Origin of the sequence: Anaeromyxobacter sp., assembly GCA_016718565.1 — a bacterium.
Classification (GTDB): domain Bacteria; phylum Myxococcota; class Myxococcia; order Myxococcales; family Anaeromyxobacteraceae; genus JADKCZ01.
Genome location: JADKCZ010000008.1, coordinates 44,966 through 59,765, shown reverse-complemented (window position 1 = coordinate 59,765; position 14,800 = coordinate 44,966). Strand labels below are relative to the sequence as shown.

Annotated in this window: 12 protein-coding genes; 2 read left to right on the top strand and 10 right to left on the bottom strand. The window is 75.8% G+C overall.

Annotated features, from left to right (window positions below):
• The 8 genes from fliG to IPO09_15630 all read right to left on the bottom strand — a co-directional run bounded on the left by fliG (position 1) and on the right by IPO09_15630 (position 7,586).
• Entirely contained in the window at positions 1-1,068 is a 1,068-nt protein-coding gene (fliG, locus tag IPO09_15665) for a flagellar motor switch protein FliG (protein MBK9518752.1), read from the bottom strand.
• Positions 1,061-2,650 carry a flagellar M-ring protein FliF gene (gene fliF / locus IPO09_15660; GenBank protein ID MBK9518751.1) on the bottom strand — a complete coding sequence of 530 codons (1,590 nt, stop codon included), beginning with the start codon at positions 2,648-2,650 and terminating at the stop codon, positions 1,061-1,063. Before fliF ends, fliG begins: the two co-directional genes overlap by 8 nt.
• Before the next feature lie 7 nt (positions 2,651-2,657).
• On the bottom strand, positions 2,658-2,954 hold the full coding sequence (gene fliE / locus IPO09_15655; protein ID MBK9518750.1) for a flagellar hook-basal body complex protein FliE: 297 nt from the start codon (positions 2,952-2,954) through the stop codon (positions 2,658-2,660).
• An 8-nt stretch (positions 2,955-2,962) separates the two neighbouring features.
• Positions 2,963-3,391, bottom strand: coding sequence for a flagellar basal body rod protein FlgC (gene flgC / locus IPO09_15650; protein MBK9518749.1), 429 nt, complete (start codon positions 3,389-3,391; stop codon positions 2,963-2,965).
• 11 nt (positions 3,392-3,402) lie between these two features.
• Complete coding sequence (gene flgB / locus IPO09_15645; protein ID MBK9518748.1) at positions 3,403-3,828, bottom strand: flagellar basal body rod protein FlgB; 426 nt, start codon at positions 3,826-3,828, stop codon at positions 3,403-3,405.
• Positions 3,825-4,988 (bottom strand): sigma-54-dependent Fis family transcriptional regulator, encoded by a 1,164-nt coding sequence (locus IPO09_15640; GenBank protein ID MBK9518747.1) that lies wholly within the window; start codon positions 4,986-4,988, stop codon positions 3,825-3,827. The genes flgB and IPO09_15640 overlap by 4 nt, the downstream gene beginning before the upstream one ends.
• On the bottom strand, positions 4,985-6,301 hold the full coding sequence (locus tag IPO09_15635; protein ID MBK9518746.1) for a hypothetical protein: 1,317 nt from the start codon (positions 6,299-6,301) through the stop codon (positions 4,985-4,987). Before IPO09_15635 ends, IPO09_15640 begins: the two co-directional genes overlap by 4 nt.
• A 151-nt stretch (positions 6,302-6,452) precedes the next feature.
• On the bottom strand, positions 6,453-7,586 hold the full coding sequence (locus tag IPO09_15630) for a sigma 54-interacting transcriptional regulator (GenBank protein ID MBK9518745.1): 1,134 nt from the start codon (positions 7,584-7,586) through the stop codon (positions 6,453-6,455).
• Positions 7,587-7,970: 384 nt separating this feature from the next.
• Here IPO09_15630 and metX point away from each other — a divergent pair, with 384 nt between their 5' ends.
• Both metX and map read left to right on the top strand, forming a co-directional pair.
• Positions 7,971-10,193 carry a homoserine O-acetyltransferase gene (metX, locus tag IPO09_15625; GenBank protein ID MBK9518744.1) on the top strand — a complete coding sequence of 741 codons (2,223 nt, stop codon included), beginning with the start codon at positions 7,971-7,973 and terminating at the stop codon, positions 10,191-10,193.
• Between the two features lie 69 nt (positions 10,194-10,262).
• Positions 10,263-11,252 carry a type I methionyl aminopeptidase gene (gene map, locus IPO09_15620; GenBank protein MBK9518743.1) on the top strand — a complete coding sequence of 330 codons (990 nt, stop codon included), beginning with the start codon at positions 10,263-10,265 and terminating at the stop codon, positions 11,250-11,252.
• On the opposite strand, the gene IPO09_15615 is transcribed toward map, so the two are convergent.
• Together IPO09_15615 and IPO09_15610 are read right to left on the bottom strand one after the other, a co-directional pair.
• Positions 11,215-12,711, bottom strand: a complete 1,497-nt coding sequence (locus tag IPO09_15615) for a HAMP domain-containing histidine kinase (protein ID MBK9518742.1) — start codon at positions 12,709-12,711, stop codon at positions 11,215-11,217. The genes map and IPO09_15615 overlap by 38 nt on opposite strands.
• 63 nt (positions 12,712-12,774) lie before the next feature.
• Positions 12,775-14,718, bottom strand: a complete 1,944-nt coding sequence (locus tag IPO09_15610) for an acyl-CoA dehydrogenase family protein (protein MBK9518741.1) — start codon at positions 14,716-14,718, stop codon at positions 12,775-12,777.
• Positions 14,719-14,800 lie beyond the last annotated feature (82 nt).

Sequence of the window (14,800 nt, the reverse complement as noted above, 5' to 3'; positions counted from 1 at the left end):
CTAGAGCATCTTCTCGCCGGTGCCGACGATGGTGATGCGGCCCTGCGACGCCAGCTCCTGGGCCAGCTTGGCGATCTCCTGCTGGGCGGCCTCCACGCTGGAGAGCTTGACCGGGCCCATGGCCGACAGGTCGTCGGAGAGCATCTCGGCGGCGCGCGACGAGAGGTTCTGCAGGAACTTCTGCCGCACGTCGGCGGTGGCGCCCTTGAGCGCCACGGTGAGGCGGCTGGCGTCGATCTCGCGCAGCAGCTGCTGCAGGTCGCGGTCGGCCAGGTTGACCAGGTCGTTGAAGGTGAAGAGCCGGCCGCGCATCTCGGCGGCCAGGGCCTGGTCGTCCTTCTCGATCTCGGCGATCACCACCCCCTGCTGCTGCGGGTTGATGCGGCGCAGGATCTCGAGGGCGGTGGCCTTGCCGTCCACCCGGCGCATCCCGCCGGAGACCAGCGACTTGAGCTCGGTGGAGAGGGCCTGGCCCACCTCGCGCAGCACCTCGGGGGCCACCGACTCGATGGTGGCCATGCGGCGCAGCACCTCGGGGCGGGACTTCTCGGGCAGCCGGTCCATCACGCCGGCGGCCCGCGAGGCGTCGAGCGACGAGAGCACCAGGGCGATGGTCTGCGGCTGCTCGCGCTGCAGCACCATGGCCAGGGCCTCGGGGTCGGCCTGCGAGACCGAGCCGAGCACCTCGTCCGGCGGGGGCGGCGGGATGACCCCGTCGAAGGCGCGGCGCGCCATGTCGGGCCCCAGCGCCTTGGTGGCCACGTCACGCAGCATGTCGTCCCCCGCGGCGGCGTCGCCGCCCACCGTCTCCATGGCCTCCACGAAGGTCTCCAGGGCCTCGCCGACCCGGGCCGACGGGGCGGTGCGCAGGTCCTTGGCGCCCAGCGCCACCCGGCGCAGCTCGGTCTCGCCGAACATCTTGAAGATGGTGCCGGCCGCCTCGGCGCCGACGCCCAGCAGCACCGCCGCGGCGCGCTGGCAGCCGAGGCCGGACGACTCCGCCATGATGGCGGCGGGGAGCGGGGCGTCCGCCTTCTGCTCGCGGGCGCTGGGGCCGAGGTCAGGCATCGTGGCTCCGGTTGCTGCGCTGCTCCTGGGCCATCCAGGCCTTCAGGATGTGCGCGGCGCGGGTGGGGTCCTTGGTGGCCAGCTCGCGGGCGCGGTCGCGCAGCGACTGGGTGGGGTCGACGAGGGCGGCGCGGGGCGGCACGGTCGAGGGGGGCAGGGCGGCCTCGCGGGCCAGGGCCGCCTCGATCTGGGCGACGCTGGCGCCCGGGGTGAGGAACTGCAGGTCGCTGGCGTCCTGGGCCGGGCGCTTCCTGCGCAGCGCCACCAGGCCCAGCACCGCCAGCAGCAGCACCGCGCCGCCGCCGGCCGCCGCCCAGAACCACCAGGGACGGGCGGCCACCGCGGCGGGGGCGGCCTCGCCGGCGGCCTCCTCGCTGCGGGTGAAGGGGGCGCTGGTCAGGTCGAACTCGTCCCCGCGGGCCTCGTCGAAGCCCACCGCGCGGCGCGCCAGCTCGCCCAGCTTGTCGAGCTCGGCCTGGGGTCGAGGCTGGCCGTTCAGGGCGTCCACCAGCACCGCCACCGAGATCTTGGTCAGGCGAGGCACCTTGGCCAGGGTGGTGGTGGTGGTCCTGGAGACCTCGAAGTTGCGGATGTTGTCCTCCATGGTGGAGGCGGCGCCCTTGGCGGCGGCGGCGGCCGGGGCGGCCGGGGCCAGCGGCTGGTTGGCGGCGGCGCCGGCCAGGCCGGCCGCGCCGGCGGCGGCGCCCTGGGAGGCCTGGGTGACGCGCCGCTCGCTGCGCAGCGCGGTGGCGTCGGGGTCCACCGTCTCGGCGTTGGTCTGGATCTCGTTGGCGTCCATGGTGGCGGTGACCCGGGCGATGACCGCGCCAGGCCCGACCGCCTGCTCGATCATGTCCACCACCCGCCGCTCCAGGTCGTGCTCGAGCTTCTTCTGGTAGCCCATGGCCTGGCCCCAGCCACCCTCGGCGGTCAGGACCTCGCCGGCCCCGTCCACCACGGTGACCCCCTCGGCGGCCAGCCCGGGGACGGCGGCGGAGACCAGGTGCCGGATGCCGGCGATCTCCTTGTCGCCCAGCTTGCGGCCGGGCTGGAGGTTGACCACCACGGCGGCCGAGGCGGTCTTGTCCTGGTCGCGGAAGAGCCCCTTCTCGGTCATGGTGAGGTGGACCCGGGCGGTGCGCACCTGCGTCAGGCGGGAGATGGTGCGGGCCAGCTCGCCCTCGGTGGCGCGGCGCAGGTTGACCTTCTGGGTGAACTCCGAGACGCCCAGGTCGCCGCGGTCGAAGATCTCGAAGCCCACCCCGCCGCCGCGCGGCAGGCCGGCGCCGGCCAGCAGCAGGCGGGCGTCGTAGACCTTGGCGGCCGGCACGGCCAGGGCGCTGCCGCCGGCCTCCAGGCGGAAGGGCAGGCCGGCGTTCTTGAGGGTCCCGGCCGCCTCGGCGGAGTCCTCCGGCGTCAGGTTGGTGAAGGCGTACTGGTAGGCCTCGGCGCCCTGCACGGCGCTCTGCACGCCCAGGCCGATGGCCGCCAGGGCCGCCACGAAGACCACGAACTTGATGCCGGCCGGCAGGGAGGCCAGGGCCTTGGGGAGCTCGCGGAGCTGGTTGAGCAGGGGTTCCATCGATCACCTAGACCGGCATGCGCATGATCTCTTGGTACGCCTCGACCAGCTTGTTGCGGACCTTGGAGGCCACCCGCATCCCGATGTCGGCCTTCTCCAGGGCCAGGGCCACCTCGTGCAGGTTGCCCTCGCCGTTGGCGGCGGCGCTGGCCTGGGCGTCGCCGGCCAGCTGCAGGGACTCCACCTGGCCGAGCGCCTGGCCCAGCATCCCGGCGAAGGAGGCGGCCCCCGGCTGCGCCGCCGGCGCGGGGCCGCGGAGCTCGGGGAGGCGTGAGGGGATGCTGCCGATGGATTCGATGGCCATGTGTCACCTCACCGGGCGATCTCGAGGGCGCGCTGCGCCATCGTCTTCAGGGTGTCCACCGCGGTGGCGTTGGCGTCGTAGGCCTTCTGCGCCGACATGAGGTTCACCACCTCGTGGATGGGGTTGACGTTGGGCAGGGTCACGAAGCCGTCGCCGTCGGCGTCGGGATGGGACGGCGAGTAGACGCGGCGGCCCGGCCCGTCGTCGCGGGCGATCTCGGCCACCCGCACCCCCTGCACCTCGCCGCCGTCCGGGCCGGCGCCCAGCGCCGCCTCGAAGGAGACCGCCTCCAGCACCGGGTCCAGGCGGGCGTACGGCTTGCCGTCCGGGCCCCGGGTGGACTCGGCGTTGGCCAGGTTGGAGGCGGCCAGGTTGACGCGGGTGCGCTCCGCCGAGAGGCCGGAGGCGGAGACGCGCAGGGCGGAGAGGAAGTCCATGGTGGGTGCTCCTAGCCCTGGCCGTCGTTGGCGGCGTAGCGCAGGATGGCCAGCTTCTTCCCGGCGGCCTTGGCGGCGGCGCCGTACTGCAGGGCGTTCTCCGAGACCGCCACCAGGGTGCGGTCGAGGTCCACGGCGTTGCCGTCCAGGCCGGCGCCGGCGCCGGCCACCTCGCCCACGAAGGCCTCGGGCGCGTCGGGCTGCATGGCCCCGGCGGCCGAGAGCAGCAGGTCACCGGACCTGGCCGCGCCGGCCAGCCCGGGGGCGCGCGCGGCGCCCGGGGAGGAGGCGGCCATGGCGGCGGCGAAGTCGAGGTCGCGCGGCCTGAAGCCGGGCGTGTCGGCGTTGGCGACGTTGCCGGCCAGCACGGCCTGGCGCGACAGGCGCACGTCCAGGCTGCGCTCCAGCGTCGAGAGTGTGGCGTCGAAGATCCTCACGGGTGGCCTCCTTGCGAGGGCCGTGCCGGCTGGTGCGCCAGCGCCATGGCGGCCGCCCCGTCGTCCAGGGCGAACGGGCCCGGCGGATACGGCCGATCGGCCGCCTCGGCCGCCTCGGCCGGATCGAGCGGGGCCAGCAGCAGGCCGGCCTCGCGCCAGGCCTTGAGCTTGTTGCGCAGGGTGCGCAGGCCGATGCCGAGGAGGCGGGCCGCGTGGGTGCGGTTGCCGTTGACCCGCCGCAGCGCCTCCTCGATGGCCAGCTTCTCGAGCTGGCCGAGGTCGATGGGCAGGTGGGGCGGCAGGCCGCCCTCGATCACCAGCGCGGCGACCTCGCTGGCGGAGGCCACGGCCGCCGCCACGCTGAGCGTGGCCGGCCCGAGCCCCAGGTGGCGCGGCTCGATCTGGCCCTCGCGGCAGCGCACCAGGGCCCGCTCCAGCAGGTTGCGGAGCTCGCGCACGTTGCCGGGGAAGCGGTGCTGCGCCAGGGCCTGGCGGGCGGCCTCGGAGAGGGGCGGCGGGGTGCGCCCCTGCTCGGCGGCGGCCTCGGCCAGCAGCCGGTCGGACAGCGGGGCCACGTCCTCGCGGCGGGCGCGCAGGGCCGGCAGCTGGATGGGGTAGACGTTGAGGCGGTAGTACAGGTCGGAGCGGAAGTGCCCGGCCTGCACCATGGCCAGCAGGTCGCGGTTGGTGGTGGCCACGATGCGCACGTCCACCGGCACCGGCTTGCCGCCGCCCACCCGGTCGATCTCGCGCTCCTGCAGCACCCGCAGCAGCTTGGCCTGGAGCGTCAGCGGCAGCTCGGAGACCTCGTCGAGCAGCAGCGTGCCGCCGCTGGCCTGCTCGAACCGGCCGGCCCGCCGCTCGGCGGCGCCGGTGAAGGCGCCCCGCTCGTGGCCGAAGAGCTCGGACTCCAGCAGCTCGGCCGGCAAGGCGGCGCAGTTGACCGCCACCCAGGGGCCGGCGGCCCGCAGGGAGCGGGCGTGGACGTAGCGGGCCAGCACCTCCTTGCCGGTGCCGGACTCGCCGAGCAGCAGCACGGTGGTGGGGGTGGGGGCCACGTCGGACGCGGCCAGCAGGGCCTCGCGCATGGCGGGGCTCTCGGCCACCGGCTCCAGGGAGAAGAGGCGGGGCGGGGACAGGGCGGCGATGGAGGGGATCACGGGCGGGCTCCTTGCTGCGACTGGAAGAGGCGGGCGGCCTCGACGGCGGCCTGGGCGCTGGTCACGTCGGCGTCGGCGGGCCCGGCGTCGGGCTGGTCCTCGGTGCGCCTGGGAGAGGGCTTCTGGCGCAGGGCGCGCTGCAGCGCCTCCCAGCCGTCCCGCTTCCAGGTGGCGCGGTCGAGCCGGCCGCGGGCGAAGAGCAGGATCTCCTCGGCGCGGGCCCGGTCGCCGCCCTGCAGGAACAGCCCGGCCACCCGGCGCAGGTGGGCCGGCTGGGCCGCCTCGGGCACCCGGCCGGTCTTGGCGGCCAGCATGTTGGCGGCGAAGACGGGCGCACCCGCCGCAGCCGCCTGCTCGGCGGCGGCGTCGGCCAGCTCGTCGGCCAGGGCGCCCTGGGCGCGGCCCGGCATGCCGAGGTAGAGCCCCAGCGCCTCGGCGGCGTCCGGGCCGGGGCGGCGCAGCTGGTCGAGGAGCAGGCGGCGGCACCAGGTCATGACCCCGCCGCAGACGCCGGCCGGGGACATCTCCGGCACCAGGTCGCGAACCACCGCCATGAGCTCGCCCTCCATCAGCCGCAGGCGGAAGGCGCGGATGGCGATGTCGGCGCGCACCGGCTCGGCCACCCGCTCGGCGTCGAACATGGCGCGGCGCTCCGGCCCCTTCAGGCAGGAGGGGTCCATCTCGCAGAGGCGGGCCATCACCAGGCGGCCGAAGGGGAACTCGTGGTTGGCGCGGCGCCAGTGCTCCATGGCCAGCTCGGGCTCGTCGGAGGCCAGGGCCAGGTCGCCCAGCCGCAGCGAGGCCAGCGGCGAGAAGCGGGGGCCGCGCACCGCCTCGGCGAAGAGGTCGAGCGCCTCCTGGAGCCGCCCCTCGGCCAGCAGGCACTCGCCCCGCACCGCCGGGCTCGTGCCCGGGCAGGGCTCCAGCCCCAGGCCCGCCAGGTCGAAGGGCACGAAGGGCGGGCCCTCCTCCTCCGGGCGCCAGGGGTAGATGGTCAGGGCGCGCAGGTCGAGGGTCGGCTCCAGGGTGGTGAGGTCCACGTCGGCGCGCACCCGGCTGCCCTGGCACACCAGGGTCACCGCGGCCGGCTCGACCTGGACCACCGGACAGAGGCGGGAGGCCCCGCGGAGCCGCGCCGCCACGGCCTTCACCGCCGCGGGCGCCACCTCGAGGGTGAGGCGTCGCTCGAACGGGCGGATGCGCAGCGTCACGCCGGTGGCCGGCACGGGCAGCGGGATCCGCTCCGCCCTGGTGGTGAGCGCCAGGGGCGGGGCGAGGGCGAGGAGCGCCAGGATGGCGACGGTCAGCGGCACGGGAGGGGACACTGCAATGGCCGTGCACACCTTCGTGCCGGTCGGCTGACGCTGCCGGGCCCGAAGCGGCCGCCACAACGAGAAGGCGGGCCCGCAGGCCCGCCCGATCCCACCCCGTCGAGGTCGCGGCGCCGTCAGGGCGCCGCCGCGGTCAGGCCATTGACACCGGCAGCTCGCGGTTGCGGCGGCGCAGCTTCTCCACCAGCGTGGTGCGCTGGAGGCCGAGCAGGTCGGCGGCCGCCTTCTTGTTGCCGCCGGTGCGCGTCAGCGCCGCGTCGATGTAGGCCTCCTCCAGCCGGCGCAGCATGGCCGGCAGGTCCACCGAGCGCCCCTCGGCCAGGGCCGGGTCGACCGGCACCGGCGCGTCGTCGGCCAGGCGGAAGCGGGGGGCGTCGTCGGGCGAGGTCCCCACCGCGGCGAAGGAGGAGGCGGCGGCGGGCTCGCGGTAGGGCGAGTCGTTGCACGGCTCCGGCGGCGGCACCACCGACAGGCCCGCCAGCGGTGCGCGGCGGCTGCGCAGCGAGGCGGGCAGGTCGCCCAGGCGGATGACCGGCCCCTCGGCGCAGACCGCCAGCCGCTCCACCAGGTTCTCCAGCTCGCGCACGTTGCCGGGCCAGTCGTGGCCGGCCAGCGCCTCGCTGACGGCCGGGTCGAGGGTGCGGCGCTCGCCGCGGGCCGACCAGAAGTGCATGAAGAGGCGGGCCGCGTCGCCGTTGCGGGCCCGCAGCGGCGGCACCTCGACCGGGCAGACCAGCAGGCGGTAGTAGAGGTCGCGGCGGAAGCGGCCGGCGGCCACCTCGGCGGCCAGGTCCTTGTTGGTGGCGGCCACCAGGCGGAAGTTGGCCGGCACCGACTCCGTCGCGCCCACCGGCTCGTAGGTCCGCTCCTGCAGCACCCGCAGCAGCTTGACCTGCAGCGAGAGCGGCAGCTCCCCGATCTCGTCGAGGAAGAGGGTGCCGCCGTCGGCCGCGGCGATGCGGCCGCGCCTGGAGGCCACCGCGCCGGTGAAGGCGCCGCGCACGTGGCCGAAGAGCTCGCTCTCCAGCAGGGTCTCGGGGATGGCGCCGCAGTTCACCGGCACCAGGGCCCGGCCGGCGCGGCCGCTGTGCTCGTGGATGTAGCGGGCGAAGACCTCCTTGCCGGTGCCGGTCTCGCCGGTGAGCAGCACGGTGGCCTCGCTGGCCGCGATGCGGCGGCAGGTCCGCACCAGCTCGACGAGCGGGCTGTCGGGGCCGTGCACGATGTGGGGCCCGCGGGGCTGCTCGTGAGTTGCCGTGGTGGTCATCTGGTGGTTCCCCTTGGTCGCCGGTGCGCCGACTGGTTGACGAGCGACGCTGACCTGACGCCATGAGCAAGGGCGGGGCCAATGGCGCCAGGGTGGTGACGGGCTCCAAGTCACTGAAAACATTGGGCTGAGGTGGAGCGCACCGGCGGGTTCCGGCTTACCCGTCGGGGGTCTGCGACCCGGCCCCCCCCGCTCCAGGGACGGTCCAGTGCACGCAGGGTGAAGGGCTTGACGCGCACGCGTCAGGCGCGCGGCGGGCTGGATGGAGGGTGATGTCCGCGCGCGTGGGCGCCGCACGCACCGCCGGACCAGGAGGGCGCCGCACCGACCGACGCCGTCTTGACACCCGCCGATGGGCTCCGTTAAACCTTCGCTCCCTCCAGTATGACGGATACCCGCCCCAGCGCCCCACGCCCCTCGGCCAGCGCCGCCCGCGCCGCCTTCGCCTCCCCGGAGACCCGCTCGCTGCACCTGGGGCCGCTCGAGCTGGAGCTGGGGGGGCACCTGCCCGACGTGACGGTGGGCTACCGGACCTGGGGCACGCTGGACGCCGACGGCGGCAACGCGGTGGTGGTGTGCCACGCGCTGACCGGGTCGGCCGACGCCGACCTGTGGTGGACGCGGCTGTTCGGCCCCGGCCGCGCCCTCGACCCGTCGCGCGACTTCATCGTCTGCTCCAACATCCTGGGCAGCTGCTATGGCACCACGGGCCCGGCCTCCCTCGACCCGGCCACCGGCGAGCCCTGGCAGGGCGCCTTCCCGGCCGTCACCGTGCGCGACATGGTGCGGGTGCAGCGCGACCTGGCCGACCGGCTGGGGATCCGCCGCGTCACGCTGGTGCTGGGAGGGTCGCTGGGCGGGATGCAGACCCTGGAGTGGGGGCTGATGTACCCGGAGCTGGTGGAGGCCATGGCCTTCATCGCCTCCACCGCCCGCCACTCGGCCTGGGCCATCGGGCTGGGCGAGGCGCAGCGGCAGGCGGTTGCCGCCGACCCGCGCTGGCGCGACGGCCGCTACCCGGACGACGACCCGCCGGCGGCCGGCCTGGCGGCGGCCCGCGCCATGGCCATGCTCTCCTACCGGAGCTTCCCCTCCTACGAGGAGCGCTTCGGCCGGCGCACCCAGGCGGCGGACGTCTTCGCGGTGGAGAGCTACCTGCGTTACCAGGGGCGCCAGCTGGTGGACCGGTTCGACCCGGCCTCCTACGTGGCGCTGACGCGCGCCATGGACACCCACGACGTGTCGCGCGGGCGGGGCGACTTCGAGGAGGTGCTGCGGGGCGTCCGGCAGCCCACCCTGGTGGTCTCCATCGACTCCGACGTCCTCTACTGGCCGGCCGAGCAGCGCGAGGTGGCCCGGCTGGTGCCGGGGGCGCGGCTGGCGGTGATGGACTCGCCGCACGGCCACGACGCCTTCCTCATCGACGTGGACCGGCTCAACGACGTGGTGGCCGACTTCCGGGGCCGCCCGCGGGTGGAGGCGGCCGGCGACGCGGTGGAGCGGGCCTACGCGGAGAAGGGGCTCTCCCTGCTGGTGCTGGGGAAGGGCAAGGTCGGGGCGGCGCTGCTCGACCAGCTGCAGGCGCAGGGCCCGGGGCTGGAGCGGGACTACGACCTGGTGCTGCGGGTGGCCGGCCTGGCCGACCGGCGCGCCGCCCTGTTCGCCGAGGGGGGGCTGGACCTGTCGCGCTGGCGCGAGGCGCTGGCCGACGCCCCCGAGGCCGGGCCGGTGGACGGGGCCTCGGCCCCGGCCCTGCTGGACCGGCTGGCCCGGCTGCCGCGCCCGGTGCTGGTGGACCTGACCGCCGCCGACGGCATGGAGGAGGTCTACGAGCAGGCCTTCCGGCGCGGCATCGACGTGGTGGGCGCCAACAAGCGGCCGCTGGCCGTGCCGGGCCGCCGGCTGCTGGCGCTGCGCGAGGCCCGCCGGCAGAACCACCGGCGCTTCAGCTACGACGCGGCGGTGGGCGCGGCCCTGCCGGTCATCGACACCCTGCGCAAGCTGGTCCAGGCCGGCGACCGGGTGGTGCGCATCGAGGGCTCGCTCTCCGGCACCCTGGGCTACCTGTGCGCCGAGCTGCAGAAGGGGGTGCCGCTCTCCATGGCCACCCGCTGGGCGGCCGGGCTGGGCTACGCCGAGGCCGACGCCCGCGACGACCTCTCCGGCCTCGACTCGGCCCGCAAGGCGCTGATCCTGGCGCGGGAGGCCGGGCTGGACCTCGAGCTGGCCGACGTGGCGGTGACCCCCTTCGTGCCGGCGGCCCTGCTCGAGCCGGTCGAGCTGGTGGCCTCGCTGCGGCGGCACGACGCCGCGCTGGCGGCCGAGGTGGAGCGGCTCGGCCACGCCGGCCAGGCGCTGCGCTTCCTCACCACCATCGTGCCCACCGGCGACGGCCGGGCCCGGGTGACGGTGGGGCCGGCCGCGGTGGACCGGCACCACCCGGCGGCGCGGCTCACCGGCGTGGAGGCCTTCGTGGCCTTCACCACCGTGCGCCACGCCGAGCGGCCGCTGCTGGTGCAGGGCACCGGGGTGGGCGGCGCCCTGACCGCGGGGGGCGTGCTGGCCGAGCTGCTGGCGTTGCGCGGGGCCGGGGCCGGAGCGCGCTAGGCGCCGAGCCGGCCGGCCGCGGCGGGTCGCCGCCTTGCCTCCGGTCCCATCCGGCCTTACACCCGTGCCATGACCGAAGCCGCCAGCCGCGCCGCCGCCGCCCCCAGGCCAGGGCGGAACGACCCCTGCTGGTGCGGCAGCGGGCAGAAGTACAAGCGGTGCCACCTCGAGTCCGACGACCGCGGCGCCACCGCGCCGGTGGTCCGGCTGGCCCGGCCGCCGCTGCGCCCCGGGCGCGTCAGCCCGAGACGGGCCGTGCCGGACGCCATCGGCCGGCCCGACTACGCCGCCACCGGCCGGCCCCGGGCCGGGGGGCGCGACGTGCGGACGGCCGAGGAGCTGGCCCGGCTGCGCCTGGCCTGCCGGGCGGCGGCGCGGGTGCTGCGCGTCGGCGGCGCGCTGGTCCGTCCGGGCATCACCACCGACGCCCTCGACGAGGCCTGCCACGAGGAGACCGTCCGGCTGGGCGGCTACCCCAGCCCCCTCAACTACCGCGGCTTCCCGAAGTCCATCTGCACCTCGCCCAACGAGGTCATCTGCCACGGCATCCCCGACTCGCGCCCCCTGGAGGACGGCGACATCGTCAACCTGGACATCACCGTCTTCCTGGAGGGCATGCACGGCGACTGCTCGGCCACCTTCCTGGTGGGACAGGTGGACGAGGCCGGGCAGCGGCTGGTGCGGGTGGCAAGGGAGTGCCTGGAGCGCGGCATCGCCGCGGTGCGGCCGGGCGTGCCGGTGGGGGCCATCGGCGCCGCCATCGAGCCCCACGCCGTCCGCCACGGGTTCGGCGTGGTGCGCGACTACTGCGGCCACGGCATAGGGGACACCTTCCACACCTCGCTGCAGGTGCCGCACCACCAGGACCCGCGGGCGCGCCGCACCCTGGAGGCGGGCATGACCTTCACCATCGAGCCCATGATCACCGAGGGGGACTGGCAGGCCGGCCTCTGGCCGGACGGCTGGACCGCCGTGACGGCCGACGGGCGCCGCTCGGCCCAGTTCGAGCACACCCTGGTGGTCACCGGGGACGGGGCGGAGATCCTGACGGTGGAGTGAGGGGAGGGGCCTCGGCGAGGGGCAGCTCCACGATGGCCCGGGTGCCGCCCCCGGGCGCGCGCTCCAGCCGCAGGTCGCCGCGCATGGCCTGCAGCAGCCCGCGGGCCACCGCCAGCCCGAGCCCCTTGCCGGTGCCGAAGAGGCGGGTCGAGAAGAAGGGGTCGAAGGCGCGCGCCAGGGTCTCCTGGTCCATGCCCACCCCGTCGTCCTCCACCACCAGCCTGACCCGGCCGACGCCCCGCTCCCCGCGCACCGCCACCCGGCCGGCCTGGCCCGGCCGGAGGGAGCGGAGGGCGTTGTCGAGCAGCCGGTCCAGGACCCGTGACAGGGCCGCGGCCTGCCCCAGCGCCTCCAGGTCCGCGGGCACCTGCACCAGCACCTCGCGCCCGTCGAGGCGGGGCGAGGCCTCGGCGACCACCCCGGCCACCACCTCGGCCAGCGCCAGGCGCCCCCCGCTCAGCCGGGGCCCGGAGGCCAGCCGGCTGGCGTCGAGCAGCTGCCGGGTCAGCCGGGCGATCTGCTCCACCGACTGGCGCGACTCGGCCAGGCACTCCAGGGCGTCGGGCGGCGGCGAGCCGGCCTGCAGCGCCTCCTCCAGGTACCGCAGGTTGGCGGCCACCGCCGCGGCCGGGTTGGAGACCTCGTGAGAGACCCCGGCCGAGAACTGGCCCAGCGCCGCCAGCTTCTCGGCCCGCAGCAGCGCCTCGCGGCTCGAGGCCAGCTCGGCGGTCCGCTCCACCACGGTCCGCTCCAGCAGGGCCCACTGGCGGGCCAATGCGCGCGCCTCCTCGACCACCCGGCCGGAGAGCGCGTAGGTGACCGCCGCCAGCGGCGCCAGGAAGCCCAGGTCGAGCACGTAGACGCCACGCAGGTGGCCGGTCACCACCAGGGCGTCATTGACCGCCATGCCGAGGAGCAGCCCCAGCGAGGCGAGATGCACCCCGGCGTAGGGGACCTCTCGGCGCCAGGCGGCGAAGAAGCGGGCCAGCACGGCGACCAGGATCGCCAGCACCGCCACCATCACCAGCGCGCCGAAGGTGGTGGGCCGGGCGTCCCGGTAGATGAGGTCCAGCGTGTCCACCGGCCGCTGCCGCACGGTGCCGTCATAGCCGACGCCCGGCAGCAGCAGGGGCAGGGCGGCCGCCAGCAGGGCCCAGCCTGCCGCGGCCTCCCGCGGCCAGGGCCGCCCCAGCCAGGCGGAGCAGTAGCGGAACCAGGCCACCGCGTGGATCGCCGCCAGCAGGAGCTGGAGCTTGGCCGCCCAGACGATGAGCGCCCCGGCGCTGCCTGCGGAGGCGGGGATGACGTTGAGGCCGCTGTACCCGGCGGTCGTCAGCGCCACCAGCGCGAACCACCCCTGGTCCGCCAGCCCGGGCGCGTGGCGAAACCGCCAGGCCAGCAGGGCCGCGTAGGCGCCGACCGAGGCGGCCAGCAGGGCCACCATCGCGGCCAGGTTCACGGACCCAGGGTACACGGGACCGGAGGCGAGCGAAAGCCGGTCGCGCCGTCGGCCCGCGGCGCGTCAGGCCCCCAGCCCCTCCGCCCCCACGTTCGCCGGCGCGGTGCTGGCGCGGAGGTGGTCGGCCGGCTGGTGGGGCGGCAGGCGGGGCCGCAGGTCCTCGACGGTGACGCCCAGCGGGATGGGCCCCCGCTCCAGCCAGGCGTGGTCGCCGGCCAGCACGGCCCGGCCCAGCCGGTAGGCGGCCGCGTCGTCGTTGGCCCAGAGCGCCCGGAAGAGCCGCCGCACCTTCCGCTCCGCGGCGTCGCAGAAGTGGCCGGCCAGCTCCACCGCGCGGGCCGCCTCCGGCCGCGCCGCCGCCCGCAGCGCCTCGGCCCGGGCGCAGCTGGCCGCCATGGCCAGCAGCTCGTTGGCCACGTCCACGCAGCGGAACAGGAAGGCCTGCCGCTTCTCCAGCGTGGGGCCGAAGACCACCATGCCGTGGAACACGGCGCGCGCCAGCCGGCGCGAGGACCGCTCCACGAAGCGCAGGTGGCGCGCCAGGTGGCCGAACTCGCCGAACCGCGGGGACACCAGGCCGCGCAGCCAGAGCCCCGGGTACCAGCGGGCGTAGAAGGCGGCCACGCCGGGCAGGGCCGCCAGCTTGCGCGCGGTGGGCACCCGCGGGTCCACCAGCGCCCCGGCCACCTGCAGGTGCCGGTCCACCGCCTCGCGCGCCATGAAGAGGTGCATGATCTCCGACGAGCCCTCGAAGATCAGGTTGATGCGGGCGTCGCGCATCCAGCGCTCCACGCTCAGCGGGGCCTCGCCGCGGGCCTCCAGGGAGGAGGCCTTCTCGTAGCCCCGCCCGCCGCGGACCTGCATGGTCTCGTCGAGGAGCCGCCAGGCCTGCACGGTGTTCCACTCCTTGGCGGCGGCCGCCTCCAGGCGGATGTCGTAGCCCTGCTTGTCGGCCAGCGCCTGGGCCAGGTCGCCGATGGCCTCCATGGCGAAGGTGGTGGCGGCCAGGTCGGCCAGCTTGACCGCGATGGCCTCGTGCTTGCCGATCTCCTGGCCCCACTGGGCGCGCGCCGCCGACCAGGTGCGCGCCAGCTCGAGGGCGTTCTTGGCCCCGCCCACCACCGCGGCCGGCAGCGAGAGCCGCCCGGTGTTGAGGGTGGTCAGGGCGATCTTGAGGCCGCGCCCCTCCTGCCCGATGAGGTTCTCGGCCGGGACGCGGACGCCGGTGAACTGCAGGGTGGCGTTGGCCAGGGCCCTGAGCCCCATGAAGTGGCAGCGGTGCGTCACCGCCACCCCGGGCCAGCCGGTCTCCACCACGAAGGCGCTGATGGCGTCGGTCCTCGGGTCGCGCGCCATCACCACCAGCAGCTCGGCGATGGTGCCGTTGGTGCACCAGAGCTTGGAGCCGTCGAGGACGAAGTGGCTGCCGTCGGCCGAGCGGACGGCGGTGGTGGTCAGGCGGGCCGGGTCGGAGCCCACCACGGTCTCGGTGAGGGCGAAGGCGCTGATGGCCCCGCGGGCGATGCGGGGCAGGTACTTCTGCTTCAGCAGGTCGGAGCCGAAGACCTTGAGCGGCTGGGGCACGCCGATGGACTGGTGGGCCGAGAGGAGGGCGGTGAGGTTGCCGCAGCGCCCGCCCAGGAGCTGCATCACCTTGCCGTACTCCACCTGGTTCATGCCCAGGCCCCCGTACTCGACCGGGATCTTCATCCCGAAGGCACCCATGGCCCGCAGCCCCTCCAGCACCGGGGCCGGGTACTCGCCGGCCTCGTCGATGGCCACCGGGTCCACCGCCTCCCGCAGGAACCGCTCCAGCCGCTCGTAGAAGGCGGTGAAGGCCGGCCGCTCCGGGCCGGGCAGCGGGTAGGGGTGGATGAGCCCCATGCGCAGGCGCCCCAGGAAGACGTCGCGCAGGAAGCCGGCCCCCTGCCACCCCTCCTCGCGGGCGGCCTCGGCCACCTCCCTCGACCTGGCGATGTCGGCGACAGCCCTCGTGTCCTCGGCCATGCGAACCCCGGTGGTGGCGGAGCAGATGGCCCCGTGGCCGGCCCCTGGCCGGCGCTGGTTGACTTGCTAGTCAAAGCTGGTG

Coding starts and splice junctions, on each gene's coding strand:
- fliG (MBK9518752.1), bottom strand. CDS start 1,068: ATGCCTGACCTCGGCCCCAGCGCCCGCGAGCAGAAGGCGGACGCCCCG.
- fliF (MBK9518751.1), bottom strand. CDS start 2,650: ATGGAACCCCTGCTCAACCAGCTCCGCGAGCTCCCCAAGGCCCTGGCC.
- fliE (MBK9518750.1), bottom strand. CDS start 2,954: ATGGCCATCGAATCCATCGGCAGCATCCCCTCACGCCTCCCCGAGCTC.
- flgC (MBK9518749.1), bottom strand. CDS start 3,391: ATGGACTTCCTCTCCGCCCTGCGCGTCTCCGCCTCCGGCCTCTCGGCG.
- IPO09_15630 (MBK9518745.1), bottom strand. CDS start 7,586: ATGACCACCACGGCAACTCACGAGCAGCCCCGCGGGCCCCACATCGTG.
- metX (MBK9518744.1), top strand. CDS start 7,971: ATGACGGATACCCGCCCCAGCGCCCCACGCCCCTCGGCCAGCGCCGCC.
- map (MBK9518743.1), top strand. CDS start 10,263: ATGACCGAAGCCGCCAGCCGCGCCGCCGCCGCCCCCAGGCCAGGGCGG.
- IPO09_15610 (MBK9518741.1), bottom strand. CDS start 14,718: ATGGCCGAGGACACGAGGGCTGTCGCCGACATCGCCAGGTCGAGGGAG.